Raw genomic sequence first — 25,919 nt, 5'->3', positions numbered from 1 at the left:
TCTAGCGTCGGGAGTTACAACAAGACCCCGGCGAGGATGAGACCTCCCGGGGCGCGGCCAACGCTGCTGAGGAGCGCCGACATGGCCCAAGCTACAGCCCACTCACCGACCGTCGAAGAGCGCGATCAGGCCCCTCCGGATCTGGCGACGATGCGAGGAAACGCGCTCCGTCTCCTCGGGCCCGATGACGGCCCGGAGGCCTTGCCACCGGCCGCCGACGAGGTCGACACGCTCACCCTCGCCCTGCGTGGCCACATTGAGTTGCTCGTCCCTGAGGTGGAGCGGGCCGCGGGCTCGCGGTTCAAGGACGTGCAGTCGTACTGCGCGATGGCCTGCGTGGGCGAGGCCCGCCGGAAGATGTCCGTCCCGCCCCTCGCCGGGCTCGATGCCGGTGTCGCCCATGCCCGGCGCCTGGCCCGGTCCCTGAGTGCGCTGTGCGACCACTACGAGACGCTGAGCTGCCGCCCGTGACTGCCACTCTGCACGTGTGCCGCTACTGCGACGGCCTGATAGCGGACCCGGATGACGCAGTGGCCGTCGCCCACGAGCTGGGGATGTCCGACCCGGGCTGGACGGTGTGGGCACACCGCGAGCACGCCCACCTCGTCGAGCCGGACCCCGACGGGGTCCGCATCCTAGCGCGCGTCCTGGTCGCGCGCGCCCTGCACCGCCGGACGGGGGAGCACAGTCCATGACCGCCGAGACCGAGCGCAGCGCCATCATCGGGCGCTCCGAGACGCCCGCAGGACGAGCAGCCTGGTATTGCTGGGCCGAGCACCGGCGCACCCACGTCCACTGCACCGAGCCCCCGGGCATCCCCCGCGGGACGGCAATGGCGGGCACTGGCATCCGTACACCAAGACCAGTTGGTAGACCCGTCCCCGGCGGGACGGCACGCCGGGTACGGGTGCAGCCCGCCCTGCCCCCCGAAAGGGCGGGTTGGCTCATCGCCTCCGACCGGAGGCAACCGTCCGCAACAGGAGGAACAACGTGACCATCGCGTTAGATCGTCCCGCCGCAACCCGCGCACGCGACCCGCAGGAACTGCTCGAAGCGGTCGCACCACACATCACCGAGCTGACCGTCAACGTCTTCGACTCCGGCATGAGCCTGTGGGACCGCGAAGTCGCCCTCCTGCTCCGCGACCACACCATGGTCCGCGACATGGCCGAACGGATCCTCGGCAACGCCGTCATGTACGTCATGGGCTCCATCGAGAACCCCGACGTTCACCTCGGCGTCGGCAAACTCGTCGACTTCGGCGTGCACCAACTGATCCTCGACACGCCTGTCTGGTGGGGCATCTGCCGCCTTTACAACGGCGGCAGGTTCAAGCACCACGCCCCGTTCATCGAGCGCCGCCGAGACGGCCTGTGCATGCGCACCGGCGACTTCCTGAAGAGCCAGGGCTGGCCGATCGACGAGGAACTGTGGGCCATCGACGGCGCGGACTGCTCCCCGTGCGACGACAAGGTCCCCGACAGCCACTGACCTCGCTACAGTCGGCCCCCGCCCTCCCATCTCCCCGAGGGCGGGGGCTCCCGCATCCCGACTACCCGAAGGAACGCGCCGTGCCCGTACCACACGACATCGCCGCCGAGACCGAACTGTGGGACGCATACGCCGAATCCGCGTTCAAGGACGACGCCGAGCCCACCTTCTGCTGGACCCAGTACGCCGGCCACGGCCCCGGCCCGGAACTTCTCGGTGACCCGCACAAGGTGCTGGAGCTCGGTTGCGGCACTGGCCGCGCGCTCGCGCACCTGGCCGAGCAGGGCGCCACCGCGCACGGCGTGGACCTCTCACCGGTCATGGTCAAGAGGACCAGCGAGAAGTGGGCATGCACCGGGGCCGTGTTCAGCCACGCCGAAGTCCTGGAACACCTGGCGGAGTGCGAGGACACGTACGACGCCGTCTACTCGATCTTTGGTGCGGCCTGGTTCACCGATCCCGGGCGTCTCTTCCCTCTCGTACGGCAACGGCTGAACCCCGGCGGTGTCTTCGTCTTCTCGCAGCCCCCGGCGATCCCCGGGGCCTACGGGCCGCAGGGCATGTACAAGGGCGGGTTCGCAGGGAAGGCCATGTTCACCTACCGCTACAGCTACCGGCCCGCAGTCTGGGAACGTCTGCTGACCCGGGCCGGGTTCTCCATGGCCAAGGCGGATGTATTCGAGGCGCCCAAGCCGGGGCACATCGGCACGCTCATCGTGTCTGCCCATATCTGACGACGACCGGCTCCAGCCAGGAGACGCCCGACCCGGCTGGAGCCGCTCCGCGCCAACGGCTGCTGCCCTTGCCCCACAATCCTTCTCTGTAGTGCATGGACATGAATCGGCCTTGCACGGAAAGGCTGGAGGTGCTGGTGGACCTGGCTCACGCGGAAGGGGTGGTGTGGCGCAATCGCGCGCTGTTGCTGTTCGACCGGGTCTCGGTGCCCGTCGCGGTGTGCGATGTGTACGGTTCCGTGCTGCTGGCCAATCCGGCGATGGCCACGGAGTGCGGTACGGCCCCGGGGCGGCTGCGCGGCCGTGACGTGCTGGAGCTGTTCCGGCCGCAGGAGGCGACGCAGGTGGAGCGGATCGCGCAGGCGCTGCGGCTGCGGCACCGGTCGCGCTATCAGGTCTCGGTGCGCTGGCAGGCGCCCGGCGGCGGCGAGCGGTACGGGGAGCTGACGGCGGATCCGGTGAGCGACACCTCGGAGGACACGCCCGCGCTGCTGGTGATGCTGCGCGTCCTCGGCGAACGCGAGGCCGGCTCGGACACCCCCGTCCGGGTCGCGCCGATCGAGGCCCGCATCCTGGCCCTGCTGGCGGCGGGCGCCACCACGGCCCACGCCGCCCGTGAGACCGGCCTCACCGTCGACGGCGTCAACTATCACCTGCGCCGGCTGTCCGCCCGCTGGAACGCGGCGAACCGCACCGAACTGGTCGCCCGCGCCTACGCACTGGGCGTGCTCACTCCCGGGGTGTGGCCGCCGACGCCGGCCACGCCGGACTCGGCCGCGCCGGAGTAGGCCGTACCGGCTCCCTCCGGGGCGCCGAAGCAGGCGAGGGTGTGCCACACCATCTTCAGGTCCTGGAGTTCATGGCGTCCCGTGCGGGCCGCGTCGCCGATGATCCGCGGGTCGAGGCGGCCGTCGTCGGCGATCCGGGCGCCCAGGTCGGCGTACTCCGGGCCTCGGTAGTCCGCATGGCTTCGCAATTCGGCCACGGTGAGCCGGTAGCCGGGGTGCCATTCGACCGGACAGGGCAGCGAGCGGGCCGCCGCCTCGACAGCGGTGCCCCGGTAGGCCGCGTCCAGGACGAGCGCCTCCACGTCGTGGGCGAGGGCGACGCCGCCGTGGACCTGCGCCTCGATGTAGTCGTTGAGGGCGTCCCGCCGGTCCGCCTCGGCCAGTGCGATCAGGGACATGCCGGTGGCCACGCCGAAGTCGGTGGGCTCGGCCGCGCTGTCGGGGTAGCAGAAGGTGGCGCAGGCCAGGGTCGCCGCGGTGAGCCGGAAGTGCGAGGACCCGAACCGTGGGGCCGCGCCCACCACCTGGTGCCGGAAGTTCAGGGCGCCGTAGACGGGCCGGTCGTGCGGGGACGCGTCGTCGTAGGCTCCGCCGAAGATCCGGCTCTCCCAGCGCCAGCGGTCGCCGCCCGGATGCGCGGTGAGGCCGCCGTTGCTCACTCCCGTGACGAACTGCGAGTGGTAGGTACCGTCCTGAGCCAGCGCCACGAGAATCGGGACCCCGCCGACCAGCCGGTCCGGGTGGAAGTTGAGCGTGATACGCAGATCCTGGTCGACGGCCGGTCCGGCGGAGCGGCCCCCCACGTGCCCCAGTGCCGCGCGTGCCCGCGGTGACTCGACGTCCCGGAAATGCACTGGCTTCCCCTCCCCCGGGCTATCTACCCTAGGCTAAAACCTAATCCCCCTAGGCAGCCGGTAATCCCCAGGAGACTCCCATGAGATCACTCACCGAGCAGGACATCCGCAACTCATTTATCAACTGCTCCAAGGGCGAGGCCAAGCGGCTGGCCATACCCCGGGACCTCGAAGAACGCCCCTGGGGCGACCTGGACTTCCTCGGCTGGCGTGATCCGGGGGCACCCGATCGCAGCTATCTGGTCACCGAGCGGGCAGGACAGCTCACCGGCGTGACCCTGAGGTTCCCGTCCTCGCAACGCGGCTTCCTGCACCGCAGCATGTGCTCGCTGTGCCTGACGACCCACCCGGGAGGCGGCGTCTCCCTGATGACGGCCCGCAAAGCGGGAACGGCGGGCCGCGAGGGGAACTCCGTCGGCGTCTACATGTGCACCGATCTCGCCTGTTCCCTCTACGTGCGCGGCAAGAAGATCCCGCAGTCCGGGATCCGTATCGAGGAGAGCCTGACCGTGGACGAACAGATCGCCCGCACCACGGTCAATCTGTCCGCCTTCCTCGACAAGCTGTACGTCTAGACGGGTCGGGCGAAGTCCACTGCGGTTCGGCCGCGCCCTGAGGGGCGCGAGGCTGTATCAATATGCGACTCCGCCGCGCGGGCGCAACCAGCCACGACGGCGCCGCAGACGATCGACGGGGCAGATGGCCACCCTTGCCCGGACATCCGCAGCGCGACAGCGGGGGTTTTCCTCAGTACGTTCGATGCGCCTGAGGAAGGGAAGATCCCAAGCGATGCGAGATGTACGTGAGCAGACGGCGTCCTTCGAGCGCCTGGTGAGGAAGCAGCGCCGGGACCCCGTCGTCGTCCAGACGCTGCGCTCGGCCGCCGCGGCGACGATCGCCTACGTCATCGCGCTGCGCCTGAGCCCCGAGGCGCTGCCGCTCACCGCGCCCCTGACCGCGCTGCTGGTCGTCCAGGTCACCCTCTACGCCACCCTCACCAACGGCATCCGCCGGGTCAACTCCGTGGTGGCCGGGGTTCTCGTGGCCATCGCCTTCAGCCTGCTGGTGGGACTGACCTGGTGGAGTCTCGCCCTGCTGATCCTCGCCTCGCTGGCCGTGGGGCACCTGGTGCGGGTCAACGAGTACGTCCCCGAGGTCGCGATCAGCGCGATGCTGGTCCTCGGGGTGACGACCGTCGGGGACACGGCGTGGGCGCGGGTGGTGGAGACGCTCATCGGCGCGGTCGTCGGCCTCGGCTTCAACCTGCTGCTGGCGCCGCCGGTGTGGGTCGGCCAGGCGGGTGAGTCCATCGAGGGCCTCGCCCGCAGGCTGCGGCAGCTGATGCTGAACATGGGTGAGGAGGCGGCCGGCCGTACCCCGGTCGAGCAGGCTGCGGCGCGGCTCCACGAGGCCCGCCGGCTCGACCACGAAATCGTCGAGGTGGACGCGGCCCTGCGGCAGGCCGAGGACAGCCTGCGGCTCAACCCACGCGTGCGTGAGGGCCTGTTGCACCGGGTCGTGCTGCGGACCGGCCTCGACACGCTGGAGATCTGCACGGTCGTCCTGCGAGTGCTCGCGCGCACCCTCACGGACCTGGCGAAGGAGCGCGACCCCGAGCCGCTGTTCGCGCCGCCGACGGGTGCCGCGGTGCAGCAGCTGCTGGCCGAGATCGCCAACGCCGTGGTCAGCTTCGCGGTACTGGTCACCACCAGCGTCAGCGCCAACGCCGAGTCGGCGGAGGCCCGGCTCGCCGCCGAGCTGCAGACCGCGGCGGCGACCCGCGACAAGCTGGCCCAGCTGCTGCGCGAGGAGGCCGAGCGCGAGGCCCGGCACTGGCAACTGCTCGGCGCCGTCCTGACCGAGGTGAACCGCATCCTCGACGAGCTCGACACCGAGAACCGCTCGCGTCGTCTGCTGGAGGAACTGGACCGCGTGTCCCAGGATCAGCGCGTGCGGATGCCGCGCCTGACCCGGCTGCGCGAACGTATGGGCGTCCAGGAGCAGCTGTGGCGGAACCGTACCGGGATGGACGGGCGTTCTCGGTAGGGGGCGCCGGGAATTCGACGACCGGACCTAGGGGAGCGGGCGATGGCCGACACGACCGTGCGGATCGACGGGAACACACTGCGCCTGCCGGGCGGGGCGGCGGTGCGGTTCATCCGCACCCTGCGGCTGCCCGAGACGGGCACGCACGCGCTGCCGCCGGGACTCGGCGAGTTCCCGGTCCGGCGCGTCGCGGACTACCCGGACACCGTGCCCGAGCAGTGGCGCTCGCGCGGCGGCGTGCTGCTGCCGGTGTATCTGCGCGAGGCGATGTGGCTGAGCTTCGCGGGCACCACGGAGCCGGCCGCCCTTCAGGTCGGCGTCGGCAAGGTGTGCGCCGTCTCGGGCAGGCCGTGGAGCGACCGGCTCTCCCGCAACCCCCAGAACTACGTCGTGCTGCCCCGCCAGCCCTGGCTCGACGGCATCAATTCCGGGAAGGGCACGGTCCGCCAGTTCGTGGCGGTGCCGCTGGGCATGGGCGCGACCGTCGAGGGCCAGGTCACCGGCGAGGAGGTCTGGGGCGGCGTACAACTTCAGTCGTTCCCGCTGGTCGACGGAGCGCTGGCCGTGTGGCGCGAGGAGCAGCGGCTCAGGGCCGAGCGTGAGGCGCGGTCCATGAAGGCGGCCGGGGGCTTCGGCGCCGCGATGCCTATGTCCGCACCCCCGGCACCCGGCGCCGCCGCGGCAGGGCGTGCGCGGCCCGCCGCGGAGATGGGGCTGGGCGTCGGTGGCTCCATGCGCCAGGAGGTCTACCAGGACGACCGGCCCTCGACGGACTGGGCCGAGGAGTCGGCCGGGCGGGTCTTCGTCCACCTGGTCACGCCTCCTCAGTGGCGCCGCATCACCGGTGAGGCCCCGCCGCCGTCACCTGTGGACCGGGCGGCGTACACGCGCGCGGGGCTCCCGTGGTTCGACTACTACGACCAGGACGCGGAGGACCTGGCCCCGACGGACACCCTGGATGCGGTGAAGCCGGTGGGCGACTGGATCGGTGACGACCACGAACCCTGGGAGGAGCCGTCGCCGGGCCAGGTGAAGCCCCTCAAGGACGTGCCGGGCAAACCGGTGGAGGACGGCGACTGGTAGGCGTTGCGGCCTGCGCAACGGACGGTGCCGTTGTTGCACGTGGTGGGTGTTCCACGCCAGGGTGGCTGTCGGGACGACCGACTACCTGGGGTGTGGACATGGGCAGTGGTGGCTTGAGCAGGCGCCGATTCGTCGGTGCCCTCACAGGAACGGCCGCCGCGGTGGCGCTCCCGGCGTGCAACGACGCTCCGGCGCCCGCGGCGGACGCGACAGCCTCCGAGACGACGGCGAGCACACCGCGCGAGGCCGCCAAGCCCTCCGGCCCCCGCCCGCTGTATCTCGGCACGTACACCTCGGTCGACGGCGGCGGCAAGGGCATCGGCCTCGCGACCTACGACGCCGCCACGGGCCTGATCACGGGCGCGGGAACCATCGAGAGCGTCGGCGACCCGTCGTATCTCGCGCTCCATCCGAACGCCGACACGCTGTACGCCGTCACCGAACGCGAGGACGGTGCCGTGACCGCCGTCCGGCTGTCCGACCGCAAGATCCTGGGCAGCCGGAGCACCGGCGGCGGGGCTCCCTGCCATCTCTCGGTGCATCCCGGCGGGCGGTGGCTGCTGAGCGCCAACTACGCCTCCGGCAGTGTGGCCGTGCACCCGATCGACGACTCCGGCGCACTCGGCGAGCGCACCGAACTGGTCACCCACACGAGCCCGGCACCGGGCCCGGGCCAGGACGGCCCGCACGCCCACCAGTTCGTCACGAGCCCCGACGGCGGCCATGTCCTCGCCGTCGACCTCGGCACGGACACCGTCTACACCTATCGCCTCGACGACCGCGCAGGCACCCTCACCGAGGTGTCCCAGGCCCACACCCGTGCCGGCGCGGGCCCCCGGCACCTCACCTTCCACCCCGGCGGCCGGTACGCCTACCTGGCCAACGAGGTCGACAACACGGTCGCGGTGTGCGGATACGACGCCGCCTCCGGGCGCCTGACCATCGGCGAGCCGCAGTCCACGGGCACCGGCGAGGGCACCAGCTACCCGGCGCAGATCGTGGTGACGCCGAACGGCTCGTACGCCTATCTCGCCAACCGTGGCCACAACACCCTCGCGCGCTACGCGGTGGAGGCCGACGGTGCCCGGCTCAGGTTGCTGGACACGATGCCGGTATCCGGTGACTTCCCCCGGCAGATCGCCCTCTCGCCGGACGGGACTCTGCTGTTCGCGGCGAACCAGAAGTCGAGCACGGTGAGCGTGTTCCAGGTGGACGCCGGCAGCGGTGAACTGCGGCTCGCTGGCGAGCCGTTCGCCTCACCCGTCGCCGTCTGTGCGCTGCCGCTGTAGCGCCCTGGGGCACTGGGCCGCGCTGGCCTGCGAGAGCAGGATGTGCATGCGCTCGGTGAGTTGCGCGACATCGTCGGCGGGCCGGTGGAACGGCAGTCGTACGTCGCCGTGGGCGCGGTTGCGCTCGATGCGCAACGTCAGTCCGTGCCGGTCGACGGCGAGGGGCTGGACCTTCACCGCGCCGTGCAGGCTCTCGGGCTCGACGAGCCGGGTGAGCCGCTCGACCGCGTCGGCGTGGCAGTCGGCGAGGTGCGTCAGCAGCCGGGACTCCGCCGTGGCCAGCGGGTCGGGTGCTGCGGCGGCGAACTCGTCGAGGTCGACGACCACGGCGCCCGAGGGCTGCCGCAGCACGACGCGCGTGGCGTGGAACGCGAGATGGTCGTCCGCGGAGGAGAACCATCCGGCGAGCCAGAGCCGGGCGCGGATCCGGTTGCGTACCGGGACGGGCGCGACGTCGGCGAACTCCAGGACGGCGGACGGCTCGCCGCGGGGCGCGCAGATCGCCGTCGCGAGCAGCGCGCTGTCCTCGGGCACCTGTAGGAGCACCCGGCCGTCCTCGTCCACGGAGTGCGCGCCGACGAACTCCTCGCGGCCGCCGTCCGCGGTCACCGCGCAGGACCACGCGGTGGCCAGCAGCGAACGGGCCCGTTCCGCCGCGGCAGGCGCGGCCGTCCAGGATTGGCTGTCACCCATCCCAAAACCTCCTTAGGTAAGCCTTGCCTAACTTACCCAAGATCGGGGCGCACGCCAACCAGCACAGCCGAACCTGTGCGGCAGTTATCAGAATTCAGGGGGTGAGCACACCCAGCAGAGCCCGTGCACACAGGTCGCGCACTTGCTCCCGCGAAAGGTCCGAGCCCCGCAGCCACTCCAGACAGACGGACGTCGTGAACGCCAGCCAGCCACGGACGGCGAGTTGGGTGTCGGGGCGCGCCCGCGCCACGGGGCCGAACTCGGGATCCTCGGCGAGCACCGCCAGGATCTGGAGTTCATGGGCCCCCAGGGCCCGCTGGTAGATCCTGCGCACGGCCTGATCCCCCGCCGCGTCGGCCCGGTGGAAGGCACGAAAGCCGTGCGCATGGGCCTGGACGTACTCCAGATACGTGTCGAGACTGGCCGCCAGCTGCTCACGCACCGGAACTCCGGGCACCGCCGCGGTCATCCGCAGCATCCGCTCGCTCTCCCGCTCCACGACCGCCGCGAAGAAGTCACGTTTCGTCGGGAAGTAGTGGTAGAGCAGCCCGCGCGAGACTCCGGCGATCTCGGCGACCTGCTCGATCCACACGTCGTCGTACGGACTGTCCGAGAACAACCGCGCCCCGACCGTGAGCAGTTGATCCCTGCGCTCCTCGGTGCTCAGCCGGCGGCGTATCGGCCCGCCCTGTTTCGCGGTCATGTCCGCACTTTACTTGACGCCGGTTCAATAGCGGGATCAGACTGGTTCGCGTTGTTGAACCCACGTACAACACGCTCAACTCACCGCTGGACCAAGGGAGATCGCGTCATGGCGGAGACGACGACCGGGGCCGCGATGCCGAAGGGATTCCGCAGCGCCGAGCAGGGCTGGCCGGAGCTGCACCGCATACCGTACCCGCCGCACCGGCTCCCGCTGCTCGGCGATGTGGTCGGCGCCAGCAGGACCAAGCCCTTGCAGGATTCCCTGCGCTACGCCCGGCAGTTGGGGCCGATCTTCCGGCGCAAGGCGTTCGCCAACGAGATCGTGTTCGTGTGGGGCGCCGACCTCACCGCCGACATGTCCGACGAGTCGCGCTTCGCCAAGCATGTGGGCCTCGGCATCGCCAACCTGCGGCCGATCGTCGGGGACGGGCTGTTCACGGCGTACAACCACGAGCCCAACTGGCAGCTGGCGCACGACGTCCTGGCGCCGGGCTTCAGCCGGGAGGCCATGGCGGGCTACCACCCGATGATGCTGGACGTGGCCGGGCAGCTCACCGATCACTGGGACCGTCAACTTGCGGCGGGCCGGGCGGTGGACGTGCCCGGGGACATGACGAAGCTGACGCTGGAGACCATCGCGCGCACCGGGTTCGGGCACGACTTCGGCTCCTTCGAGCGGTCCCGGCCGCACCCCTTCGTGACGGCGATGGTGGGCACGCTCTCCTACGCCCAGCGCCTCAACAGAGTGCCGCCGCCGCTGGCTCCGCTGCTGCTGAAGCGCGCCTCCCGGCGCAACGACGCCGACATGGACGTCCTCAACCGCACGGTCGACGACATCGTCCGCGCCCGTCGTACGTCGAGCGGCGACGGGGATCTGCTGGACCGGATGCTGGAGACGGCCCATCCGGAGACCGGCGAGCGGCTGTCGCCGGAGAACGTCCGCCGTCAGGTGATCACCTTCCTGGTGGCGGGCCACGAGACCACGTCCGGCGCGCTCTCCTTCGCCCTGCACTACCTCTCCCGGCACCCCGAGGTCGCGGCCCGCGCCCGCGCCGAGGTGGACCGCGTCTGGGGCGACACGGAGGCGCCGGGCTACGACCAGGTGGCCAGGCTGCGGTATGTGCGCCGGGTGCTGGACGAGTCGCTGCGGCTGTGGCCGACGGCGCCCGCGTACGCCCGGGAGGCCCGGGAGGACACGGTGCTGGCCGGCGACCATCCGATGCGCCGGGGGGCCTGGGCGCTGGTCCTCATACCGATGCTCCACCGCGAACCCGAGGTGTGGGGCGCCGACGCCGAGCGCTTCGACCCGGACCGCTTCGACGCCACGGCCGTACGGGCACGTCCTGCCCACACCTTCAAGCCGTTCGGGACCGGGGCGCGGGCGTGCATCGGCCGCCAGTTCGCGCTGCACGAGGCGACGCTGGTGCTGGGGCTGCTGCTGCGCCGCTACGAACTGCGGGCCGACCCGGAGTACCGGCTGCGGGTGACCGAGCGGCTGACACTGATGCCGGAGGGGCTGCGGCTGCACCTGGAGCGGCGGCACACGGCTGTGCCGGCCGCTCGCTCAGAGGCTCCCTGCCCAGTGCGCGGGGCGGGTGAGTGACCCCGGCAGCCTGGTGCCGGCGCTGCCCCTGGCCGCGTTCAGCTGAGGCTGGGTCAGGAAGAAGGCACCGGTCAGGTCGGCGTCGGTGAGGTCGGTGTCGCGCAGGTCGGCACCGATCAGATCCGCACCGCGCAGGTCGGCGCCGGTCAGGTCGGCGGCGATGAGATAGGCGCCGCGGAGGCTGACGCCGCGCAGGTCGGCGCCCTTGAGACGGGCGCCCATGAGGTCCGCGCCCCGGCGGTCCTTCTTGCGGCCCCGCGTGCCCGCCCGCACCAGTTCACTGGTCCGCAGCAGCAGCGCGTTGACGTCCTGCCGGTGGGCGCCGACGTCCAGCGCGCCGAGTTCCTCCGGGGTCAGGCGCGTCAGCTCCTCGGTCCGCTCCAGGGCCCGGCGCAGATCGGCGTGGACGGTGCGGGCGGCGGGCAGGGTGAGGGCCTCGGTCAGGTACCAGAGCAGTTCGTGGAGCTGGCGGACCACCGGGAACACGTCGAACATCCGCCGGGCCTGCTCGCGCGGGCCCGTGCGCCAGTCCTGTCCGCCGAAGGTGACCTGGGAGACCTTCTGCCCGGCGCCGAAGCAGTCGTAGACCGTGCAGCCGGTGAAGCCCTGCTGCCGGAGGCGGGCATGGATCCCGCAGCGGTGGTCATCCTGAAGGTTCCGGCAGGGCGTCCCGGCGTCCTTGTCGATGGCGAAGTCCGCGGAGGCGGTGAAGGGCAGCGCGACACAGCACAGCCCGAAGCAGTTCTCGCAGTCTCCGCGCAGGTCGACGAGGTCGCCGGGTTGATCTTCCATACGACCAGCCTAATGTCCGCCCCGGAAGGAAACCTCACCGATGAATTTTTCGCGCTGTGGGGGTCTCCACATACAACAGAAAACAGCCTCGGCTACCAAAGAGATACGAGCCGACGAGGCAGGAGCCAACGGATCGAGGAGAGACGTCATCATGTGCAGCCATCAGCCCCAGTGCCCCACCGCCGACAGCGTGGACCACCACTCCGCCGTGATCGTCTCGGCCCACCCCGAACAGGGCTGGAGCCTGCTGTGCAACGGCACCATCGTCTTCGACGACACAAAGATTTAGCCAGGACACACTTATTCACCTGGGAATGCCAGACGCGTTTGTGCAGCTCAGCGCGCTGCATAGTCATGCAGGCAAGCTTGATCGCGCGAAGGGTGATCTTAGAGACTCCAAGGTCGGTGACGGCCACGGCCTGCGAATGCCAGGGGCGTGCCTCCGTCCCCAGTCGGTGGCGCGTTTGCACAGCTCAGAGCGTCACCACCGCCAGTGAGAGATCCGCTTGAGATCGTTCTTCAGGCCGTACCCGTGCAGGTCATCGTCGGCCTCGCCGGTGACTGACCGGCTGAGTGACGATCGCCGGGCCCGTGCGCGCAGCTCGGGCGGCCAGCCGGAGACGTCGTCGTTGCCGACCATGACGGGCGGTGTCGGCTCCGGGGCGGGCATTCCATCCTGTGACGGAATGACGTGGTCGCCGCTGCCTCCGTCTTCGCGTTCTTGCCTCGGTGCCGTCCTGCGGGACGCCGGACGCTCCATGTCGCCAACGTCCCTCGCCTGTCGCGCCCTGGCGAGCTCACCGATCAGCCGCTGCGCCTCGCCCGTCGCTCCCTCGGCGCCGGGGTCGGCCCTCAGCTCACGCAGACGGCGTTTGATCGCCTTCAGGTTCGTCATCATCGACCTCCTCCAGAAGATCGGCATACTCGGCCTCAATGAGGTCGAGCTCTTCAATGATCACATCGGGGGCGGCCTCGCCCTTGCCGAAGTGGGCAGACAGGCCGCCGCCGGTCGTCGACCGGGCGGGCAGTAGCTCGGCACGGTCGACGGCCTCGCCCGGCTGAGTCTCGACGCCCGCGACCCGGTAGCGCAGACCGCCGGGACCGTCGATGAACATGGTCCCGGTCGCGTCGTCGACATAGGGCACGGCGGTGATCCCCGATGACATCGGCGCGGGCACCTCGCCGCCCTCCAGCACAGCCCCGGCGACCTTGAGGGCATGGTCCCGCCGGTCCGGCGGCAGGCTGAGCGAGTCGAGCGCGGCGATGATCGCCTCGCTTGTGATCACGGCCTCCTGGTGGTCGCGCCGTGCCAGCATGACCGTCATCGCCTCCGGGGCGTCGGCGCCCCTCAGCTTGCGCCTGCTCTCATTGATCCTCAGGCAGCGGTCGATCGCCTTCAGCCTGGTCTCGTGGTCGGTCGCCGGACTGACGGCGATCGCGTACGCCACCCGGTGAAGCGCGATCAGCTCTCCCTCCCGGCGGTCGACGTACTCGCCACCGGGGGGACCGACGTGCGCCGCGTACTCCTTGACGAGGATCTCGTGAGTGCGGCCGGGCGACAGGCCGACTTCCCTGGCGATTTCACGTTCCGTCAGACCGGCATTGCTCAGCCGGTACATCTTCGCCGCGCGTTCGACGCGTGCGGCTCGGGCGCCGTGACGTTGCGGTGGTGCGGCCATTGCTCACCTCTCAGTGCTTGGCGGGTCAGTGATCCTTCGGCCCGAAGGGATCTTGGTCAGACGCTGCGGCGTCGGCTGCTCGCGCAAGATCAGGGGCAGCGGGCAGCGTCCCGGCGAGCACGGGGCACCCGTCGTCGTGACTGATCCACAGATGACTGATCCCGCGCTCGTCCTTCGTCACGCGGGCGGTGCTGTTGCAGTGCCCGCACTCGTACGCATCGGCGAGCGCCACCGTCATCGGTGACGGCTCCGGACGCTCCCGGCGAGGTTTGTTGATCTTCCGTCGGCCCATGATCATTCTCCCTTCTGATCTTGCTTAGATGATCTTGGTTCAGGGGGTGTACCCGTGTACCGGTACACCCCCGGTCCGGTGCGAGAGCGCGAAAGCGCGTGATCCTGGAAAACTCTCCACCGCCCTGACCTGCATAGATAGATAGTGATTTTTGATTTTCAAAGAAGGCTTTCGCGCTCTCGCGCTGGAGGGGGGTGTACCGGTACACGGGTACACCCCTACGCGATCACTGGGGCCGTGCATCGCCGGGGCCGATCGGCTCCCCGTCGAGTACGACGAGCCAGCCGCGCGCCTTGGCGTACTCGACGGCGTCCGGGTAGTACTCCCGCCGGTTGGCCTTGAGCGATCTCCGCAGGGCCGAAGACATCAGAGGACCCTTCTCCGACACCGTGAAGGCAAGTCTGCGGGCGACCTGTTCCACCTCTCGGCTCTCGATGGCGTTGATCTTGTCGATCTCGATCTTCACCGCGCGCTCGGCGATCGCTTCGGTCTTGTCCCGGAACACCTTCTTCGCGTCCTGTGCAGCCTTGGCCGACAGGACGTCCCGGACCGCGCAGGACGTTCCCCACATCGTTGCGGCGAGCGACCAGTCGTCTTCTGTGATCTCCGTCCGGCCGGACAGAATCGCGAGAAGCCCGGACAGCTTGACCATGGTCGCGATCCGGTGCCCGTTCAGCCGGGCGGGCGGCTTCCGGCCCTCCGCTTTCAGCTCCGCCCTGACCTTCGCCCTCAGGGAGCCGACGAGGGTGACCGCCGTCCTCGCGCGCTCACCGAGCAGGGGTACGCCGTCGGTGACCGCAGGGTCTGTGATCAGTCCCAGCACGTCGGCGAGGTGATCCGGCTTCCACAGGGGGCCGGGATCCTCCGGCTCCTCGTCGGGGTTGCCAGCGGTGTCGACCAGAACGAACACGAACCTCTGAGGAGTCCCCTTGGTGGCCCCGTCGAGCAGTGGAGCGGCTGTGTCCGGCTGATAGCCGACCAGAATGCCGAGCGCGTAGTCGTTCACGATCCTGGTCCGCTCGGCGGACCCGTTCAGTTGCCCGATCGTGGTGGTGCCGCGCCACGCCGTCCGGAGTATCTGCCCGAGTGTTGCGCCCTCCCGTTTGTTCATGAGCACCGTCAGGCTCTCGCCCTCGTCGATGTAGTAGCTCACGTTGTGGCGGACTTGCCGCCGCTTCGCGCCGGTCTCACCCATGTAGGCTCCGGCGACTCCCTCACCGGATCCCATCGGCGCGAGATCGATGTACCGGATCCCGCCGTCCTCGTCCGGCGTCAGCCAGTCCGGGACGGGCACCAGCTCGGCGGCCCGTTCCGCACTGGTCGACTTGCACGCGGAGGACTCCCCGATCATGGCCGCGAAGAGGTTCAGAGACAGCGGTCCCCGGCTGGTGACCACCCGCAGATCACCCGGCAGCATGCTCGCGACCCGGGTGAGGACGCCGTAGAGACAGGCGTCCGGGGAGACGTCCCAGCCCCATGCCGCCTGCCTGATGTGCCTCAGCTCACGGCGTGACTCCCAGAAGCCGTCAGGCAGCGTGCGCGAGGCCTTCGCGACCGCCGCCGCCTTGGCCGGATCCTCGGTCAGATCGTCGTCATCGGCTTCGTCGCTCACGATCCCGAGCGCGGCCTTCGCGGCGTCCATGTCCCCTCCGTGATCGCGATAGGCGACGTAGGTCAGCTTCGAGAACGTCTTCCCGCGAGCCGCGACCGCGTCGGCCACGCACTCCGGAACGTTGTCCGTCCAGATGTGGATCGGCCCCTGGCCGCCGGACGTGTCGTAGCGCCCGCACCCCTTCTCGTGCGCAGTCGCCGACTTGTCCGACGCGTGCTCGCCGGGCGCCGTCCATTCCGGGCATCCGCACTCACTGAAGCGACCGGTCTTCGTCCAGCCGTCGGCGGTCAGAACCGAGTCCCAGCCGTCGGAGGCCCATCGGTCGATCGCGTCACCGTTCCTGATCTCCCCAGCCGGCTCACGATCACCAGCAGCCTTCGCCCCGGACTCGATGAACTCCCGTAGCCAGGGCGGGAGTTCAGTCGCCTGACCGCGAAGCCGGTACTCACCTTCCGGACGCTTCGACGGGGGCACGAGGATCTGCCGGTCGCGCCAGTAGACCGCCCAGTCACCCTCGCCCTTGACGACGCCGGTGTTCGTCGGCAGCTCGATCCCGTCCGGCACGTAGAACCAGAAGTGACCGCCGTCCTTGTGCGGCCAAGTGCCGTCAGGCTTCTGGGATCCCGGAGACTTGACCGTCGTGACCATGCCCGTCATGTCATCGCCGGTCGCCTCCTCCCATGCGGCGAGGAAGGCCGCCGTCTGATCGGCGGTGTCCGTGTCGACGACCACCATGCGGGACCGGCCGAGTTCGACCCCGAGGTTGGGGATCATCCCGTTCTTGATCAGACGGGCCGTGACCTTGCCGATCTCGGCCGGATCCGTGAAGGCATGGGCGATGCCGCAAGCATGCTCCCGGCGGGCCCAGTTGGCGTCTCCCGCTGCTTTGTGCGTCTCCCGCGCTTCCCTGTCGGCCTGGTTGCGAGCCCTCGCCAGAAGCGGACACAGCGGCGCCTTGTCCCCGGGCTTGACGAGGACGACGGCGAAGCCGTTGCGGACGGCCAGGATCGCGATCTTGCGGAGTTGTTCGGTGTCGCCGGGGGCGACCGCCCCGAAGGTGTTCGCGAACTTGTCGTCGGAGATCATGACGACTCACCGCCGCTCACGAGACCTTCGGTGATCAGCTCGGTGATGATGTCCTCGATGCGCATCCCGCGTCGGTCGGCGAGATCTTCGAGACGCGCTCCGAGATCGCCGCACAGCCGGACGTAATACACCGGGCACGGCACGAAGCCATTTGATTTCTTCGGCTCGACGAATTCTGCGGTATCCTGGGCAGTGGAGCTGAACACTTCATCTGCGTTGGGGCCCGTTGCGGAGCGGGCCCTTTCGTATGTGCTCATCGATCCGCGCTCCCGCCGTCGGGCTCCGAGAGCAGCGGCCGGAGAATGGCCTTCTGTGCTTCGGTGAGTTCGGGGGCACGTGCGACGATCTTCCGCACGTAGTTGTCGAGGGAGAGCTGTGCGGCGCGGGAATTCTTGTTGCGCTCGATCACGGCCGCAGTGACCGTGTACTTCCTGGGCATGCCGGACTCCGAAGAATCTGGATCTTCGGGTCAACGGCTGTCCTGCCGCCTCCGCTGCGACTGCCCAGCTACGGGACGAGGTTGACGACCTCCACCGCTCAAGGCGGGCTGATCCCGCCGGACCCATGGGCCCGGGATATGCCTCCAGTTTAGGGCAAATTCTTTCGGATCAGCCGCCGGAATGCTCTACGACGCCACCAATTCCGCGATTCAGCAAAGCCTGTAGGAACATCCAACTCAAAAGAGCTCATAATTAACTGACAGCCGGCGCTCTGAATTCTTTTGAGTCGATTACATACAACAAAGGGCCGATCCGAAGACCGGCCCCTCGCCTGAAGGTCCCACAACCCGTATTGATGATATACCTATTCCGGAAGTAATCGCCAACCTCCGGAATAGGGGCGGATATTAATGGACGAAATCCTTTCCATCACCGACGCCGCGAAGAGTCTCGGCGTCAGTGATCGCACCATCCACACCTGGTCCAGGAACGGTTCTCTGGTCGCCTCCGCCGGTGGGGGCCTCGCCTTGTCCGAGATCTTCCGGCTGATCGAGGACCGCCGTGAGGCCGCCCTCGCCCGCCAGCCGTGTGACGAGGAGGACTACGCGCGCACGGTCGCCTCGGAGATGTGGCCGCTGGTCGATCACGAGGAGCGGATACCGGGGAAGACCGGGATCCTCTTCAGCCGCCGCCGGTCGGCCGACGCGAAGCATGCCCTCGAAGCGCGCGAACGCCTGCTCGCCGGTGACGCTGGTGACGCCTTCGGTCACGCCTCGATCTACGCCGCCGCCCGGCCGCTGGACGATGGCTGTCGGTGGTGCGCGGCGAGAACCATCGCCTACCGGCTGAAGGCGCTGGCCCCGGGCGACACCGCCGCCTACCGGCAGCTCTTCGGATCCGAGCCCTGCGAGGCCGATCAGCGGTACTTCGCCAACCGGAACAGGCTCACTGATCAGACGCGCAGGGAGCGCGGCGGTGCGGCCTCCGGCAGTGCCGCGCTGCGTCTTCAGGCGCTCCGCTTCGCAGAGCTGAAGATCGGAAGTCCTTACGAGAAGAACGCCTCGGGGCCAACTCGCTTTGACTGTGCGGGACTTGTGAGTTGGTCCTACTTCGCGGCGGCGGGGCTGAACGTCCCGCGTACCAAGGAGGCACTCCTCCCTCTCGGGGTCATCCTGCCGGTCGAGGAGGCGCAGCCCGGCGATCTTGTCTTCGCCGGTGACGCGACGACCGCGCACGCCGCGATCGTCGCCGACGGCGGCCACGTCGTCCATGCCGCCCGAGACGTCGTGAGGTACAGCAACATCGGCGACTACGAGTGGATCGCCGCCTTCAGGATCGGAGGCTGATCATGGACGACATCGAACGATCGAAGATCGTGGGTGAGGGGATCGCAGAGCTCGCCGCCGACCCCGCCGGACGTGAGTTCCTGCTCGAACTCACGGCTCGCATGAAGCCGTCGGTCATGGACATGAGCCGCGAAGAGTTCGAGGTCGCTGCGATGCGTGCCCGCTACGCGGTGGCCGCCGCCGACGCGATCGCCAAGTACATGTGGTCACCGGGGCAGTGGCCGACCCTGGGCGACCTGATCGGCGCGCTTCCGGCCGACGCCCGCGAGCGCATCGGGGATCTTCTCTGGCGGGCAGGGCTGTCGTGAGCGTCTACAGCGTCTCTCCTCACGCCGTCCGGCGCCTCGCAGATCTGGTCACCGCCCGCCCCGGGCGCACGATCGGCGAACACGTGGAAGCCGCCGAGAAGATCCTCGACCGGCAGCTCATCCAACAGACCATGCCTTCACTCGTCCGCAACCGCGTCGTCGTCCGTGACGACCACGGGCGTCTCTGGCCGCTGGAGCCGTCATGAGCCGTGTGTACGAGACCCGCAGCGCGACGCCCGACCACAAGCAGCCGACCGCCGCGAGGGTCGCGAAGTACTTGCGGGAGCGCCGGGATTCGGGACTGCCGACCGGCGCGACGCTCGACCAGATCGGCACCGCTCTTCGGATGACGGACCGTCAAGCGATACGCGAGGCGCTCGAACTCCTCACGGCCAACGGCAAGGTGACCGTCGACCACGGCCCCCGTGATCTCGGCTCGCAGCGTCAGCCGGACAAGTGGTCGGCGACCTGAACTGACAGCGGCGGACCCGCCGGATGAGAGCCGACGGGCCGCCTAGGACGGACAGCTACGAAGGAGCTGACATCCATGAGCGAAGAATCCCACGGCGCGGAGGCCGTGCCCGTGACCACTTCGCGCCGTTTCCTTTCCTCCTTTTTTCCTGCGGGATCGTCACCTACGCGCGGGCGCGTGCGAGAGGCGCTGAAGAGCGCCGCTGAATTCATCAGCGACCTGTTCGAGACACCGCCGGAGGCGACCCGCGAGGAGTCACGACTCCTCTGGCGCCTCGGTCACGGGGAGCTGTGGGAGGAGATCACTCAGGCGCGGGGACTGACCGGACTCCTGCCCGGCCGCATGGAGGAATGGGAGCTCGGCTACCGCCTTCACGGGCGTCTTCACGGGCGCCTTCAGTTCTCCGACGTCGAGACGGGCGGCATTCATCTCGCGACGGGCCTCGGGCTGGTGAGGGCCCGTCAGATGCGAGCCCGGAACACGTACGACCTGACGCCCGACCAGATCGCCGTGGGCATGGTGCAGACCCATCGTGAGTGGCACGGCTCGGTCGTCTTCGTAGGCCGCTCCGATCGCTCCGACCGGGTTGATATCTGGATCGGCCTGCATGACCGCCTCGCCCCGCTGGCCGAGGAGTTCGAGCGTGAGAAGGCCCGGCGGGAGGCCGAGAAGGACGCCGCCGCAAATGCCGTGAAGGCTGCCCCGGTGACCGGAACACAGCTCGAAGAGGCCCGCGCCCGGAATCAGGAGCTGTCGGAGCAGTTCGCCAGGCTGCGGGAGGTCCCGGACGCGTCCGGGAACACGGCCAGCCGCTCCGTCAGCGGGTCACCGGGCCGCACCCGGACGTCAGTGTGCGACGACGTCCGCGATCTCGTCTGCGAGGCTCCTGCCGGTCTCACGGCGACCGAGCTCAAGACCAAGACCGGGCACTCTGCGAGCCGGATCTATGCCTGTCTCAACGAGGGGCTCGACACCGGAGAACTCACCAAGGTCGGCAGGAAGTTCGTGATCACACCGAAGACCGATGGAGAGCAGTCATGAGCAAGACGATTCCCGACCGCGACGCCCAGGCCCTGACCGTGGTCACCGTGCTCGCGGTGCTCATCGTGTCAGGCGCCGTGATCTGGAGCGCGGTCGCCATCGGAGGACTGCTGTCCCTGGCATTCCCGGTGTGGATCTCGTACGGGATCGCGGCCGTCTTCGATCTCATGTGGATCGGCCTCATGATCCTGGAGTGGTCGACCCGGTACGACACGGAACGGGTCAGGCTGCCGCGCAACGCGGGGTGGGCGGCACTGCTCCTGTCCATGACGCTGATCACGGCTCACGGCTCCGCTCAGGGCTTCCTGTGGGTCGGCCTCGCCGGTGCCGCCGTGAGCCTGCTGGCGAAGAGCTACTGGCACATCGTCATGAGGACGACCGGCGCGAGACTCGACCCCGAGGCAGTGACGTCGGTCAAGGTGCGCAGGGACGCGGTCCACGCCGACCTGGCGCTGATCGCGGTGAGCCGCCAGCTCACCCGGCTCACCGCGAAGGCCGACGCCGAGAAGGAGGCTCTCGGCATAGGTGTCTCAGCTGAGACACCTGCTCACGCCGTTGAGCGGGTCACTGAGACAACGACTCAGCCGTCTCACGTCGTTGAGACGCCGACTCAGGTTGTCTCACCGGCGTCTCAAGGCGTCTCACACCCGTCTCAGCCGGTTGAGACGGGTGTGAGTCAGCTCATCACCCGTCTCAAGGGCGGTGAGACGCTGTCGGCGCAGTCGGCGGCTGATCTCCTCGGTGTCTCACGGGCGACCGGCGGCCGTCGACTCGCTGAGGCCAAGGCCGCGCTGAGCAAGGTCAACGGTTCGCCCTGATCTCCAGCCGGGGACTTACTTCGTCCGGCCGGAGGTACTCGCCGGCTCGGGAAAGATCACGGAGGATCGCTGCGCGCGTAGCGATCACACCGCCCGCCACATCGCGGGGGGTCGCTCACGATACGAGGACGGAAGCGCCGTCGACTGCGCGACCAGACCCCGCTCTTCGAGTCCGGTGAGGACGCCTCGCAACCGCTCGGCGTCGACCTTGAGATCGGCGGCGAGCGCCCACAGTGACCGGCCGCCGAGCCCGGCCGCCCTGCGCTTGCGGAGACGGATCATCACTTGTTCCGCCACGCCGCTTTGAGGGGCCGTGCGGTTGACCATCGTCATGGTCTCCACCCTCGCACCGGAGACACGACCACGTCACCAGTACGGCTGTGAGGGCCCCGCAGAGTCCCGGATGACGCGGTGTACCGGGGAAGGGCCTTGAGGACGGGAGCCGCCAATCTGGCGCGGCCTCGGACGCGTTGAACCGGAGCCGTCAGGTGACGTTGAGCGCACGGCGCGCGTGACTGATCAGGTTCTGGGCGTCGGCGCCGAAGACGGCCGACTCGCGCAGCGTGCGCCAGACCTTGAGGTGGGTCGCCACGCTGTCGGAGTCGTCGAGCCACAGCTCCGCGTGCCAGTTCTCGACCACGACCTGTTGCTCGTCGTAGATCCAGAAGCCTCCGCCGGGCGGGATCTTCAGCGACGCGCCGGTGGGCACGATCCCGAGCTCGACAGTGTCCAGACCGATCACGCCGGAGAGACGGTCGAGCTGCGCCGCAAGCACCGAGGGCGGACAGATCAGCGCCCTCAGGACCGGCTCCCAGAGGAGGATGTGGTACTTCCGGCCCGCGCTGTAGAGACCCTCCTGGCGCTTCATGCGGGAGCGCACGGCCTCCTCGATGTCCCGGACGGAGCCGTGCAGTTCGGTGAATCTGCCGAGAATCGCCCTCGCATAATCCGGCGTCTGGAGGACGCCGACGACCCATGACGACTCCCACGCATGAAGCACCGCCGCCCGCGCCTGAGCCTCGTTGTGCGCGTCCTGGACGGCCTTGTGTCCGGCGGCGAGCTGGCGCCGCCAGGAGCGGACGTGGGACTCAAGGCCCCTCAGGCGGGCGAGGAGTTCGGCGTCCGCCTCCGGCTGACCGGTCGACTCGGCCCACGCCTTGAGATCCTCAGCCGAAGGGGTCTGCTTGCCGTTCTCCAGCTTGCTGATCTTCGACTGGGGCCAGCCGAGGCGACCGGCGAGGATCGTCCCGGTGAGCCGACCTCCAGGGGAGGACTCACGCAGCTCTCTCAGACGCTCCCCGAGAGCCGCGCGTGCCTGCTGGAAGTCGGTGCTCACCGGTCCTGCTCACTGCTCCTTGGTCGCGAATTCCTGGTAGGGCACAGCGTCATGCATGGCCGTGTCCCGGACCATCGAGTACCTGATCACCTCGGCCGGTTCGGTGATCAGCTCGACGTCGGTGAAGTTGTCGTCGGCGTCGAAGTTGAGGAGCGCGACCAGACGCGAGTCGAAGATCCAGAAGTCCTCGGCGGGGAGTCCCAGACGATCAGCATCGGCGCGAGACAGGTTGCGGATGTCCTCACCGAGGGCGGCGTTCTTGTCGGCGTGCGCGAGCAGGTAGCGCTGTCCCTCGGTGGCGGGTGAGTCGACGATGCGCACCCGTCCGACGCTCGCGCCACCAGTGGTCTTCGCCTTGATGGTGAGCGACCACGGGGTCCCGAGATCCCACGTCGGCGCCTCCCCCCGGACGAACTGGGCGTAGGTGCCGGTCTCTTCGTCGGAGGCGTACCGGCGGCGGGTCTCCAGCCGCCAGGCGGTGTGCTCGAAGTTCTCGAAGAGCTGGCCGAAGGCGTCCAGGTCGATGATGCGGGGCACGCGGGTGACCTCCTTGGGGCCGAAGTCGACGAGCAGTTCGCGCGGGACGACGATCGGCACTTCCCCTTCGGACAAGTGCCGGAGCTGTGCGATGTCGTCGGGGTCGGTGAGCGGCGGACCGTGAACGATGATCTCGTTGCTGTCCAGGTCCTCATGGACCGACGGGCAGCCGCCCTCGCCGGATCCCGTGCCGTTGAAGCGAATCCGCCTCATGATCGTGCCCTTCTCTTCGGGTTGGATCACATCAGCATTGCGTCACCGCTTGCTCGTCGGCTACGGCCTGCTCCCTGCCGCATGAGAAAGCTCGTGCATAACCGTTCATGTGGCAAGAATATCCGTGAATATCTGCTAGCGGACCCAACTCGCGCAGGCCAACGCTGAGTTCATGACCATTGCACAGGAGCCCAGCACTGCCGACGCCCTTGAGGCGGTCGAAGTCCTGCGAGGAGCACTGACGGCGGCGGGGATCGTCCTGCCGTCTCTGGGAGCCGACCCGGCCTCCCCTTCACTGAATCTGATCAACCTCGGGCGGGTGCGTGCCGACGTCGCGCTGAGGATCGCGGATGTTCTCCGGCGGGGGTGCTCATGAGCGCGAAGACCGCCGGAAAGGGGCTCATCGCCCCGACCATGACGCTGCACGTCTACCGCGTGAACCGTGACGGAGAGGTGGTCGAGGACCAGGGGGCCGTGAACGTGGTCCCCAGCGATGAGCCCCTGATGAGCGGTGCTTGGCCGCCGTGCCGCTGCCCCCGTCACCGGGACGCGCGATGATCACGCCCCTGCATGTGTGCCGTGCCTGCGACGGGCTGATCACCGACCCGGACGACGCGGTCGCCGTCGCGTACGAGGAGGCCGCCAGCGGACCGGGCTGGACGATCTGGGCCCACCGCGATCACGTCGACGACGTGGATTTGATCGACCCGGTGCTACTGCGGATCATGACGCGCATATGGGCCGCACACCGCCCTGCGATGTAGATCGCCCTCACAGCGCGAAGCCCCGGCCATCCCCCGGCCGGGGCTTCGTCTCGTGCGCGTGTCTCAGGCGGTGGTCCGGGGCGTCCAATCGATGTCGACGGACTCAGGACGGAAGTACTTCGATCCCGGCCGCCATCCGGCCGTCCGGCCTTGCTCTGCGGGGTGGATCGTCACGGTCACCAGAGCGGCGAGGACGCGCTGCCGGGTCTCAAGGCTGTACTGCTCCCGCCACCACTTCAACGCCTCGTCAGGGTCCTCGGCGTGGCGCCGGGCGAGCTCGGGAAGGTCGACGTCGTCCAGCGGTGAGCTGGCGGAGGTCACCGCCGCCACCGCCTCGGCAAGCTGACGGTCCACATCAGCGATCTTCTCCTTGATCCTGCGGGCCGCCGCCTTGAACTCGACGGGGTCGGAATCATCGTCGTCGGCGAATGCTGCGGCGAGTCCCTTCAGGCGGGCGGTGAGCGCCGCGTGACGGGCGGTCAGCTCTGCCGTGGACGGCCCGGCCGGAGTCTCGGGCGCGGGGGCCGTGAACAGGTCGTGGGCGTCGGATTCGCAGAGCCGGGCGATGACCACGCGCTCTGCGAACTGGTCGACGGCCGCCGCGTTCCTCGACACGTGCTGGCCGTTGCCGCAGGTGTACGAAGAGCCGTTGCGGGCGCGACCACGCCCGGTAGTGGTCGCGGCCTCACGGCAGACGCCGCAGAGGTAGAGACCCCCGCCGAGGAACTTGCGGGCAGGTCCGGGCGACGTGCGGCGTGCGGGGTTCTTGAGCACGGCCTGGCAGATGTCCCAGATCTGCCGGTCGACGATCTCGGGCCATGCGCCCTTGCCGGTGATCTCTCCGGTGACCTCCATGAGTCCCGCGTTCCGGGGACGGCGCAGCAGCTTGAGAAGGGTGGTCGGCGTCCAGTCATTGGAGATCGGCTCCGTGCGGGTGCCGTCCGGGAGACGCTTGCGGCGGGCCGGTGTCCGCACTCCGGCCGTCTGCCATGTGCGGAGCACCGAGCGCACGGACTTGCCGTCAGCGATCGCCTGGGTGGCCGACTCCAGGTGCCACGCCTCGGACCCGGGGGCGTTGACCGGGTGGGCCGTGCAGCCCTCCGGGCACTCGACCATGACGGCCTCTACAGCGCCCTCGTCATGGGTGACGGTGATGATCCGGAAGCCCTCGGTGGCTCCGCAGACAGGGCAGAGAAGTGAGCGCGGCGTGATGCCGTCGGCCTCGAAGCCGAAGGGACGGCCACCGCCCCGGAAGGTGCCGTCACGGACGTTGTCCCGCTTTGCGTCCTCCACGCGTTCTCCGATCAGCTCGGACTCGTACTGTGCCTGTGAGGCGGCGTCACGGGCCGACTTGCGGCCGTCGGCCGTGGACAGGTCGAAGCGCCCCGCCTTCACAGTCTGCACGTGCAGACCGAGGCGCTGCACAAGGTCGTGGAAGTGCAGGTAGTCCTGACGGGTCTTGGGCTCGTACAGCTTGCGGTACAGCCGGGTCGGCGCCAGGGCCAGGACGCCGACGGCGTGTCCGGCTTCCAGGTACTCGATCATGCGCGCGTACTCGGGACGCAGCTTGCCGGAGTACGCGGAGCGGTCGTCGTCCACGAACACCCTCACGACCTCCTCGCCGTTGCGGGCGGCCGTCTTGCGGCACTGCTCTTCCTGGCGCTTGACGCCGTTCTGGCGTCCCTCGCGGTCGTCGCTGATCCGGGCGTAGATCACTACTCGCTTGGGCTTCTGACTGATCGTCATCGGGCACCTCCTGGGGCTCACTTCGAGTGTGCTCCTAGGGGTGTCCTAGCTCAATACTCGACGACACCGGTGAACTCCTGCCGGACGGACGAGTCGTGAGCCCGTACCGCACCCTCGGCCCGCTGGCCGTCGCCGCCTGAAGCCTCCGGCC

At 69.1% G+C, this 25,919-nt stretch carries 33 protein-coding genes and 2 pseudogenes; 21 read left to right on the top strand and 14 right to left on the bottom strand.

What is annotated here, in order from left to right:
• Positions 1-81: 81 nt before the first annotated feature.
• From KCH87_RS18045 to KCH87_RS18025, 5 genes are all read left to right on the top strand, one after another.
• The gene (locus KCH87_RS18045; RefSeq protein WP_210587143.1) at positions 82-471 is read left to right on the top strand and encodes a DUF6415 family natural product biosynthesis protein; all 390 of its coding nucleotides are present in this window, start codon (positions 82-84) and stop codon (positions 469-471) included.
• On the top strand, positions 468-695 hold the full coding sequence (locus tag KCH87_RS18040) for a hypothetical protein (RefSeq protein WP_210587142.1): 228 nt from the start codon (positions 468-470) through the stop codon (positions 693-695). Before KCH87_RS18045 ends, KCH87_RS18040 begins: the two co-directional genes overlap by 4 nt.
• A gap of 295 nt (positions 696-990) precedes the next feature.
• Entirely contained in the window at positions 991-1,491 is a 501-nt protein-coding gene (locus tag KCH87_RS18035; RefSeq protein WP_210587141.1) for a hypothetical protein, read from the top strand.
• An 80-nt stretch (positions 1,492-1,571) separates the two neighbouring features.
• On the top strand, positions 1,572-2,225 hold the full coding sequence (locus KCH87_RS18030; protein WP_210587140.1) for a class I SAM-dependent methyltransferase: 654 nt from the start codon (positions 1,572-1,574) through the stop codon (positions 2,223-2,225).
• Positions 2,226-2,326: 101 nt separating this feature from the next.
• On the top strand, positions 2,327-3,013 hold the full coding sequence (locus KCH87_RS18025; RefSeq protein ID WP_210587303.1) for a PAS domain-containing protein: 687 nt from the start codon (positions 2,327-2,329) through the stop codon (positions 3,011-3,013).
• On the opposite strand, the gene KCH87_RS18020 is transcribed toward KCH87_RS18025, so the two are convergent.
• A complete protein-coding gene (locus KCH87_RS18020) occupies positions 2,938-3,816 on the bottom strand; it encodes a DUF3626 domain-containing protein (protein WP_308298852.1) in 879 nt (292 codons plus the stop codon). The genes KCH87_RS18025 and KCH87_RS18020 overlap by 76 nt on opposite strands.
• Before the next feature lie 131 nt (positions 3,817-3,947).
• On the opposite strand from KCH87_RS18020, the gene KCH87_RS18015 reads away from it, so the two are divergent.
• The 4 genes from KCH87_RS18015 to KCH87_RS18000 all read left to right on the top strand — a co-directional run bounded on the left by KCH87_RS18015 (position 3,948) and on the right by KCH87_RS18000 (position 8,285).
• Positions 3,948-4,442 carry an FBP domain-containing protein gene (locus KCH87_RS18015; RefSeq protein ID WP_210587138.1) on the top strand — a complete coding sequence of 165 codons (495 nt, stop codon included), beginning with the start codon at positions 3,948-3,950 and terminating at the stop codon, positions 4,440-4,442.
• 214 nt (positions 4,443-4,656) lie between these two features.
• Entirely contained in the window at positions 4,657-5,913 is a 1,257-nt protein-coding gene (locus KCH87_RS18010) for an FUSC family protein (RefSeq protein WP_210587137.1), read from the top strand.
• A gap of 42 nt (positions 5,914-5,955) precedes the next feature.
• Positions 5,956-6,996: a hypothetical protein gene (locus tag KCH87_RS18005; RefSeq protein WP_210587136.1), complete on the top strand. Its 1,041-nt coding sequence runs from the start codon at positions 5,956-5,958 to the stop codon at positions 6,994-6,996.
• 98 nt (positions 6,997-7,094) lie between these two features.
• Positions 7,095-8,285, top strand: a complete 1,191-nt coding sequence (locus KCH87_RS18000) for a lactonase family protein (protein ID WP_210587135.1) — start codon at positions 7,095-7,097, stop codon at positions 8,283-8,285.
• Here KCH87_RS18000 and KCH87_RS17995 read toward each other — a convergent pair.
• The gene (locus KCH87_RS17995) at positions 8,253-8,978 is read right to left on the bottom strand and encodes a DUF2470 domain-containing protein (protein ID WP_210587134.1); all 726 of its coding nucleotides are present in this window, start codon (positions 8,976-8,978) and stop codon (positions 8,253-8,255) included. The genes KCH87_RS18000 and KCH87_RS17995 overlap by 33 nt on opposite strands.
• Positions 8,979-9,072: 94 nt before the next feature.
• Positions 9,073-9,681, bottom strand: coding sequence for a TetR/AcrR family transcriptional regulator (locus KCH87_RS17990; protein WP_210587133.1), 609 nt, complete (start codon positions 9,679-9,681; stop codon positions 9,073-9,075).
• Positions 9,682-9,789: 108 nt separating this feature from the next.
• Between KCH87_RS17990 and KCH87_RS17985 the strand changes: the two genes are divergently transcribed.
• The gene (locus KCH87_RS17985; RefSeq protein WP_210587132.1) at positions 9,790-11,286 is read left to right on the top strand and encodes a cytochrome P450; all 1,497 of its coding nucleotides are present in this window, start codon (positions 9,790-9,792) and stop codon (positions 11,284-11,286) included.
• Here the strand turns inward: KCH87_RS17985 and KCH87_RS17980 are convergent.
• The gene (locus KCH87_RS17980) at positions 11,248-12,078 is read right to left on the bottom strand and encodes a pentapeptide repeat-containing protein (protein WP_210587131.1); all 831 of its coding nucleotides are present in this window, start codon (positions 12,076-12,078) and stop codon (positions 11,248-11,250) included. The two genes, KCH87_RS17985 and KCH87_RS17980, sit on opposite strands and share 39 nt — an antisense overlap.
• A gap of 151 nt (positions 12,079-12,229) precedes the next feature.
• On the opposite strand from KCH87_RS17980, the pseudogene KCH87_RS17975 reads away from it, so the two are divergent.
• Positions 12,230-12,358: pseudogene (locus tag KCH87_RS17975) on the top strand (DUF5999 family protein); the annotation flags it as partial.
• A 201-nt stretch (positions 12,359-12,559) separates the two neighbouring features.
• On the opposite strand, the gene KCH87_RS17970 reads toward KCH87_RS17975, so the two are convergent.
• The 6 genes from KCH87_RS17970 to KCH87_RS17945 form a co-directional block, all read right to left on the bottom strand.
• On the bottom strand, positions 12,560-12,973 hold the full coding sequence (locus KCH87_RS17970) for a hypothetical protein (protein ID WP_210587129.1): 414 nt from the start codon (positions 12,971-12,973) through the stop codon (positions 12,560-12,562).
• Complete coding sequence (locus KCH87_RS17965) at positions 12,936-13,757, bottom strand: hypothetical protein (RefSeq protein ID WP_210587128.1); 822 nt, start codon at positions 13,755-13,757, stop codon at positions 12,936-12,938. The genes KCH87_RS17970 and KCH87_RS17965 overlap by 38 nt, the downstream gene beginning before the upstream one ends.
• 25 nt (positions 13,758-13,782) lie before the next feature.
• Positions 13,783-13,995 carry a hypothetical protein gene (locus tag KCH87_RS17960; RefSeq protein WP_210587127.1) on the bottom strand — a complete coding sequence of 71 codons (213 nt, stop codon included), beginning with the start codon at positions 13,993-13,995 and terminating at the stop codon, positions 13,783-13,785.
• Between the two features lie 280 nt (positions 13,996-14,275).
• On the bottom strand, positions 14,276-16,747 hold the full coding sequence (locus KCH87_RS17955) for a bifunctional DNA primase/polymerase (protein ID WP_210587126.1): 2,472 nt from the start codon (positions 16,745-16,747) through the stop codon (positions 14,276-14,278).
• The gene (locus tag KCH87_RS17950) at positions 16,744-17,004 is read right to left on the bottom strand and encodes a hypothetical protein (protein ID WP_210587125.1); all 261 of its coding nucleotides are present in this window, start codon (positions 17,002-17,004) and stop codon (positions 16,744-16,746) included. The genes KCH87_RS17955 and KCH87_RS17950 overlap by 4 nt, the downstream gene beginning before the upstream one ends.
• The gene (locus tag KCH87_RS17945) at positions 17,001-17,186 is read right to left on the bottom strand and encodes a hypothetical protein (RefSeq protein WP_210587124.1); all 186 of its coding nucleotides are present in this window, start codon (positions 17,184-17,186) and stop codon (positions 17,001-17,003) included. Before KCH87_RS17945 ends, KCH87_RS17950 begins: the two co-directional genes overlap by 4 nt.
• Before the next feature lie 411 nt (positions 17,187-17,597).
• Here KCH87_RS17945 and KCH87_RS17940 point away from each other — a divergent pair, with 411 nt between their 5' ends.
• The 6 genes from KCH87_RS17940 (at position 17,598) to KCH87_RS17915 (ending at position 21,172) form a co-directional block, all read left to right on the top strand.
• Positions 17,598-18,533: an NlpC/P60 family protein gene (locus tag KCH87_RS17940; protein ID WP_210587123.1), complete on the top strand. Its 936-nt coding sequence runs from the start codon at positions 17,598-17,600 to the stop codon at positions 18,531-18,533.
• Positions 18,534-18,535: 2 nt separating this feature from the next.
• Complete coding sequence (locus tag KCH87_RS17935; RefSeq protein WP_210587122.1) at positions 18,536-18,841, top strand: hypothetical protein; 306 nt, start codon at positions 18,536-18,538, stop codon at positions 18,839-18,841.
• Complete coding sequence (locus KCH87_RS17930; protein WP_210587121.1) at positions 18,838-19,047, top strand: hypothetical protein; 210 nt, start codon at positions 18,838-18,840, stop codon at positions 19,045-19,047. Before KCH87_RS17935 ends, KCH87_RS17930 begins: the two co-directional genes overlap by 4 nt.
• A complete protein-coding gene (locus tag KCH87_RS17925) occupies positions 19,044-19,313 on the top strand; it encodes a hypothetical protein (protein WP_210587120.1) in 270 nt (89 codons plus the stop codon). The genes KCH87_RS17930 and KCH87_RS17925 overlap by 4 nt, the downstream gene beginning before the upstream one ends.
• A 75-nt stretch (positions 19,314-19,388) precedes the next feature.
• Positions 19,389-20,354, top strand: coding sequence for a hypothetical protein (locus KCH87_RS17920; protein ID WP_210587119.1), 966 nt, complete (start codon positions 19,389-19,391; stop codon positions 20,352-20,354).
• Complete coding sequence (locus KCH87_RS17915) at positions 20,351-21,172, top strand: hypothetical protein (protein WP_210587118.1); 822 nt, start codon at positions 20,351-20,353, stop codon at positions 21,170-21,172. The genes KCH87_RS17920 and KCH87_RS17915 overlap by 4 nt, the downstream gene beginning before the upstream one ends.
• An 84-nt stretch (positions 21,173-21,256) precedes the next feature.
• Here the strand turns inward: KCH87_RS17915 and KCH87_RS17910 are convergent, their stop codons facing one another.
• The 3 genes from KCH87_RS17910 to KCH87_RS17900 all read right to left on the bottom strand — a co-directional run bounded on the left by KCH87_RS17910 (position 21,257) and on the right by KCH87_RS17900 (position 23,261).
• Positions 21,257-21,505 carry a hypothetical protein gene (locus KCH87_RS17910; RefSeq protein ID WP_210587117.1) on the bottom strand — a complete coding sequence of 83 codons (249 nt, stop codon included), beginning with the start codon at positions 21,503-21,505 and terminating at the stop codon, positions 21,257-21,259.
• Between the two features lie 151 nt (positions 21,506-21,656).
• On the bottom strand, positions 21,657-22,508 hold the full coding sequence (locus KCH87_RS17905) for a helix-turn-helix transcriptional regulator (protein ID WP_210587116.1): 852 nt from the start codon (positions 22,506-22,508) through the stop codon (positions 21,657-21,659).
• A 9-nt stretch (positions 22,509-22,517) separates the two neighbouring features.
• Positions 22,518-23,261, bottom strand: a complete 744-nt coding sequence (locus KCH87_RS17900; protein WP_210587302.1) for a DUF6879 family protein — start codon at positions 23,259-23,261, stop codon at positions 22,518-22,520.
• Between the two features lie 169 nt (positions 23,262-23,430).
• On the opposite strand from KCH87_RS17900, the gene KCH87_RS17895 reads away from it, so the two are divergent.
• The 3 genes from KCH87_RS17895 to KCH87_RS17885 are packed head-to-tail and all read left to right on the top strand — an operon-like array spanning position 23,431 to position 24,022.
• Positions 23,431-23,634: a hypothetical protein gene (locus tag KCH87_RS17895; protein ID WP_210587115.1), complete on the top strand. Its 204-nt coding sequence runs from the start codon at positions 23,431-23,433 to the stop codon at positions 23,632-23,634.
• Positions 23,631-23,816 (top strand): hypothetical protein, encoded by a 186-nt coding sequence (locus KCH87_RS17890; RefSeq protein ID WP_210587114.1) that lies wholly within the window; start codon positions 23,631-23,633, stop codon positions 23,814-23,816. The genes KCH87_RS17895 and KCH87_RS17890 overlap by 4 nt, the downstream gene beginning before the upstream one ends.
• Complete coding sequence (locus KCH87_RS17885; RefSeq protein ID WP_210587113.1) at positions 23,813-24,022, top strand: hypothetical protein; 210 nt, start codon at positions 23,813-23,815, stop codon at positions 24,020-24,022. The genes KCH87_RS17890 and KCH87_RS17885 overlap by 4 nt, the downstream gene beginning before the upstream one ends.
• Before the next feature lie 63 nt (positions 24,023-24,085).
• Here KCH87_RS17885 and KCH87_RS17880 read toward each other — a convergent pair whose 3' ends face one another.
• Positions 24,086-25,768: a recombinase family protein gene (locus tag KCH87_RS17880; RefSeq protein ID WP_210587112.1), complete on the bottom strand. Its 1,683-nt coding sequence runs from the start codon at positions 25,766-25,768 to the stop codon at positions 24,086-24,088.
• 53 nt (positions 25,769-25,821) lie between these two features.
• Here KCH87_RS17880 and KCH87_RS49100 point away from each other — a divergent pair.
• A pseudogene (locus KCH87_RS49100) lies at positions 25,822-25,908 on the top strand (DUF5999 family protein); the annotation flags it as partial.
• Between the last annotated feature and the right edge of the window lie 11 nt (positions 25,909-25,919).

The organism is Streptomyces sp. GESEQ-35 (assembly GCF_017948485.1).
Lineage (GTDB): Bacteria > Actinomycetota > Actinomycetes > Streptomycetales > Streptomycetaceae > Streptomyces.
This window is presented reverse-complemented; position numbering and strand designations above follow the sequence as displayed.

What these genes read in the sequence shown, in the direction of transcription:
- KCH87_RS17990 (WP_210587133.1), bottom strand. Translation starts at nt 9,681, where the DNA reads ATGACCGCGAAACAGGGCGGGCCGATACGCCGCCGGCTGAGCACCGAG.
- KCH87_RS17920 (WP_210587119.1), top strand. Translation starts at nt 19,389, where the DNA reads ATGAGCGAAGAATCCCACGGCGCGGAGGCCGTGCCCGTGACCACTTCG.
- KCH87_RS17895 (WP_210587115.1), top strand. Translation starts at nt 23,431, where the DNA reads ATGACCATTGCACAGGAGCCCAGCACTGCCGACGCCCTTGAGGCGGTC.
- KCH87_RS18010 (WP_210587137.1), top strand. Translation starts at nt 4,657, where the DNA reads ATGCGAGATGTACGTGAGCAGACGGCGTCCTTCGAGCGCCTGGTGAGG.
- KCH87_RS17885 (WP_210587113.1), top strand. Translation starts at nt 23,813, where the DNA reads ATGATCACGCCCCTGCATGTGTGCCGTGCCTGCGACGGGCTGATCACC.
- KCH87_RS17965 (WP_210587128.1), bottom strand. Translation starts at nt 13,757, where the DNA reads ATGGCCGCACCACCGCAACGTCACGGCGCCCGAGCCGCACGCGTCGAA.
- KCH87_RS17940 (WP_210587123.1), top strand. Translation starts at nt 17,598, where the DNA reads ATGGACGAAATCCTTTCCATCACCGACGCCGCGAAGAGTCTCGGCGTC.
- KCH87_RS17955 (WP_210587126.1), bottom strand. Translation starts at nt 16,747, where the DNA reads ATGATCTCCGACGACAAGTTCGCGAACACCTTCGGGGCGGTCGCCCCC.
- KCH87_RS17945 (WP_210587124.1), bottom strand. Translation starts at nt 17,186, where the DNA reads ATGCCCAGGAAGTACACGGTCACTGCGGCCGTGATCGAGCGCAACAAG.
- KCH87_RS18015 (WP_210587138.1), top strand. Translation starts at nt 3,948, where the DNA reads ATGAGATCACTCACCGAGCAGGACATCCGCAACTCATTTATCAACTGC.
- KCH87_RS17980 (WP_210587131.1), bottom strand. Translation starts at nt 12,078, where the DNA reads ATGGAAGATCAACCCGGCGACCTCGTCGACCTGCGCGGAGACTGCGAG.
- KCH87_RS17890 (WP_210587114.1), top strand. Translation starts at nt 23,631, where the DNA reads ATGAGCGCGAAGACCGCCGGAAAGGGGCTCATCGCCCCGACCATGACG.
- KCH87_RS17970 (WP_210587129.1), bottom strand. Translation starts at nt 12,973, where the DNA reads ATGACGAACCTGAAGGCGATCAAACGCCGTCTGCGTGAGCTGAGGGCC.
- KCH87_RS18025 (WP_210587303.1), top strand. Translation starts at nt 2,327, where the DNA reads ATGAATCGGCCTTGCACGGAAAGGCTGGAGGTGCTGGTGGACCTGGCT.
- KCH87_RS17960 (WP_210587127.1), bottom strand. Translation starts at nt 13,995, where the DNA reads ATGACGGTGGCGCTCGCCGATGCGTACGAGTGCGGGCACTGCAACAGC.
- KCH87_RS17950 (WP_210587125.1), bottom strand. Translation starts at nt 17,004, where the DNA reads ATGAGCACATACGAAAGGGCCCGCTCCGCAACGGGCCCCAACGCAGAT.
- KCH87_RS17985 (WP_210587132.1), top strand. Translation starts at nt 9,790, where the DNA reads ATGGCGGAGACGACGACCGGGGCCGCGATGCCGAAGGGATTCCGCAGC.
- KCH87_RS17925 (WP_210587120.1), top strand. Translation starts at nt 19,044, where the DNA reads ATGAGCCGTGTGTACGAGACCCGCAGCGCGACGCCCGACCACAAGCAG.
- KCH87_RS18045 (WP_210587143.1), top strand. Translation starts at nt 82, where the DNA reads ATGGCCCAAGCTACAGCCCACTCACCGACCGTCGAAGAGCGCGATCAG.
- KCH87_RS17915 (WP_210587118.1), top strand. Translation starts at nt 20,351, where the DNA reads ATGAGCAAGACGATTCCCGACCGCGACGCCCAGGCCCTGACCGTGGTC.
- KCH87_RS17880 (WP_210587112.1), bottom strand. Translation starts at nt 25,768, where the DNA reads ATGACGATCAGTCAGAAGCCCAAGCGAGTAGTGATCTACGCCCGGATC.
- KCH87_RS17910 (WP_210587117.1), bottom strand. Translation starts at nt 21,505, where the DNA reads ATGACGATGGTCAACCGCACGGCCCCTCAAAGCGGCGTGGCGGAACAA.
- KCH87_RS17995 (WP_210587134.1), bottom strand. Translation starts at nt 8,978, where the DNA reads ATGGGTGACAGCCAATCCTGGACGGCCGCGCCTGCCGCGGCGGAACGG.
- KCH87_RS18000 (WP_210587135.1), top strand. Translation starts at nt 7,095, where the DNA reads ATGGGCAGTGGTGGCTTGAGCAGGCGCCGATTCGTCGGTGCCCTCACA.
- KCH87_RS17935 (WP_210587122.1), top strand. Translation starts at nt 18,536, where the DNA reads ATGGACGACATCGAACGATCGAAGATCGTGGGTGAGGGGATCGCAGAG.
- KCH87_RS18005 (WP_210587136.1), top strand. Translation starts at nt 5,956, where the DNA reads ATGGCCGACACGACCGTGCGGATCGACGGGAACACACTGCGCCTGCCG.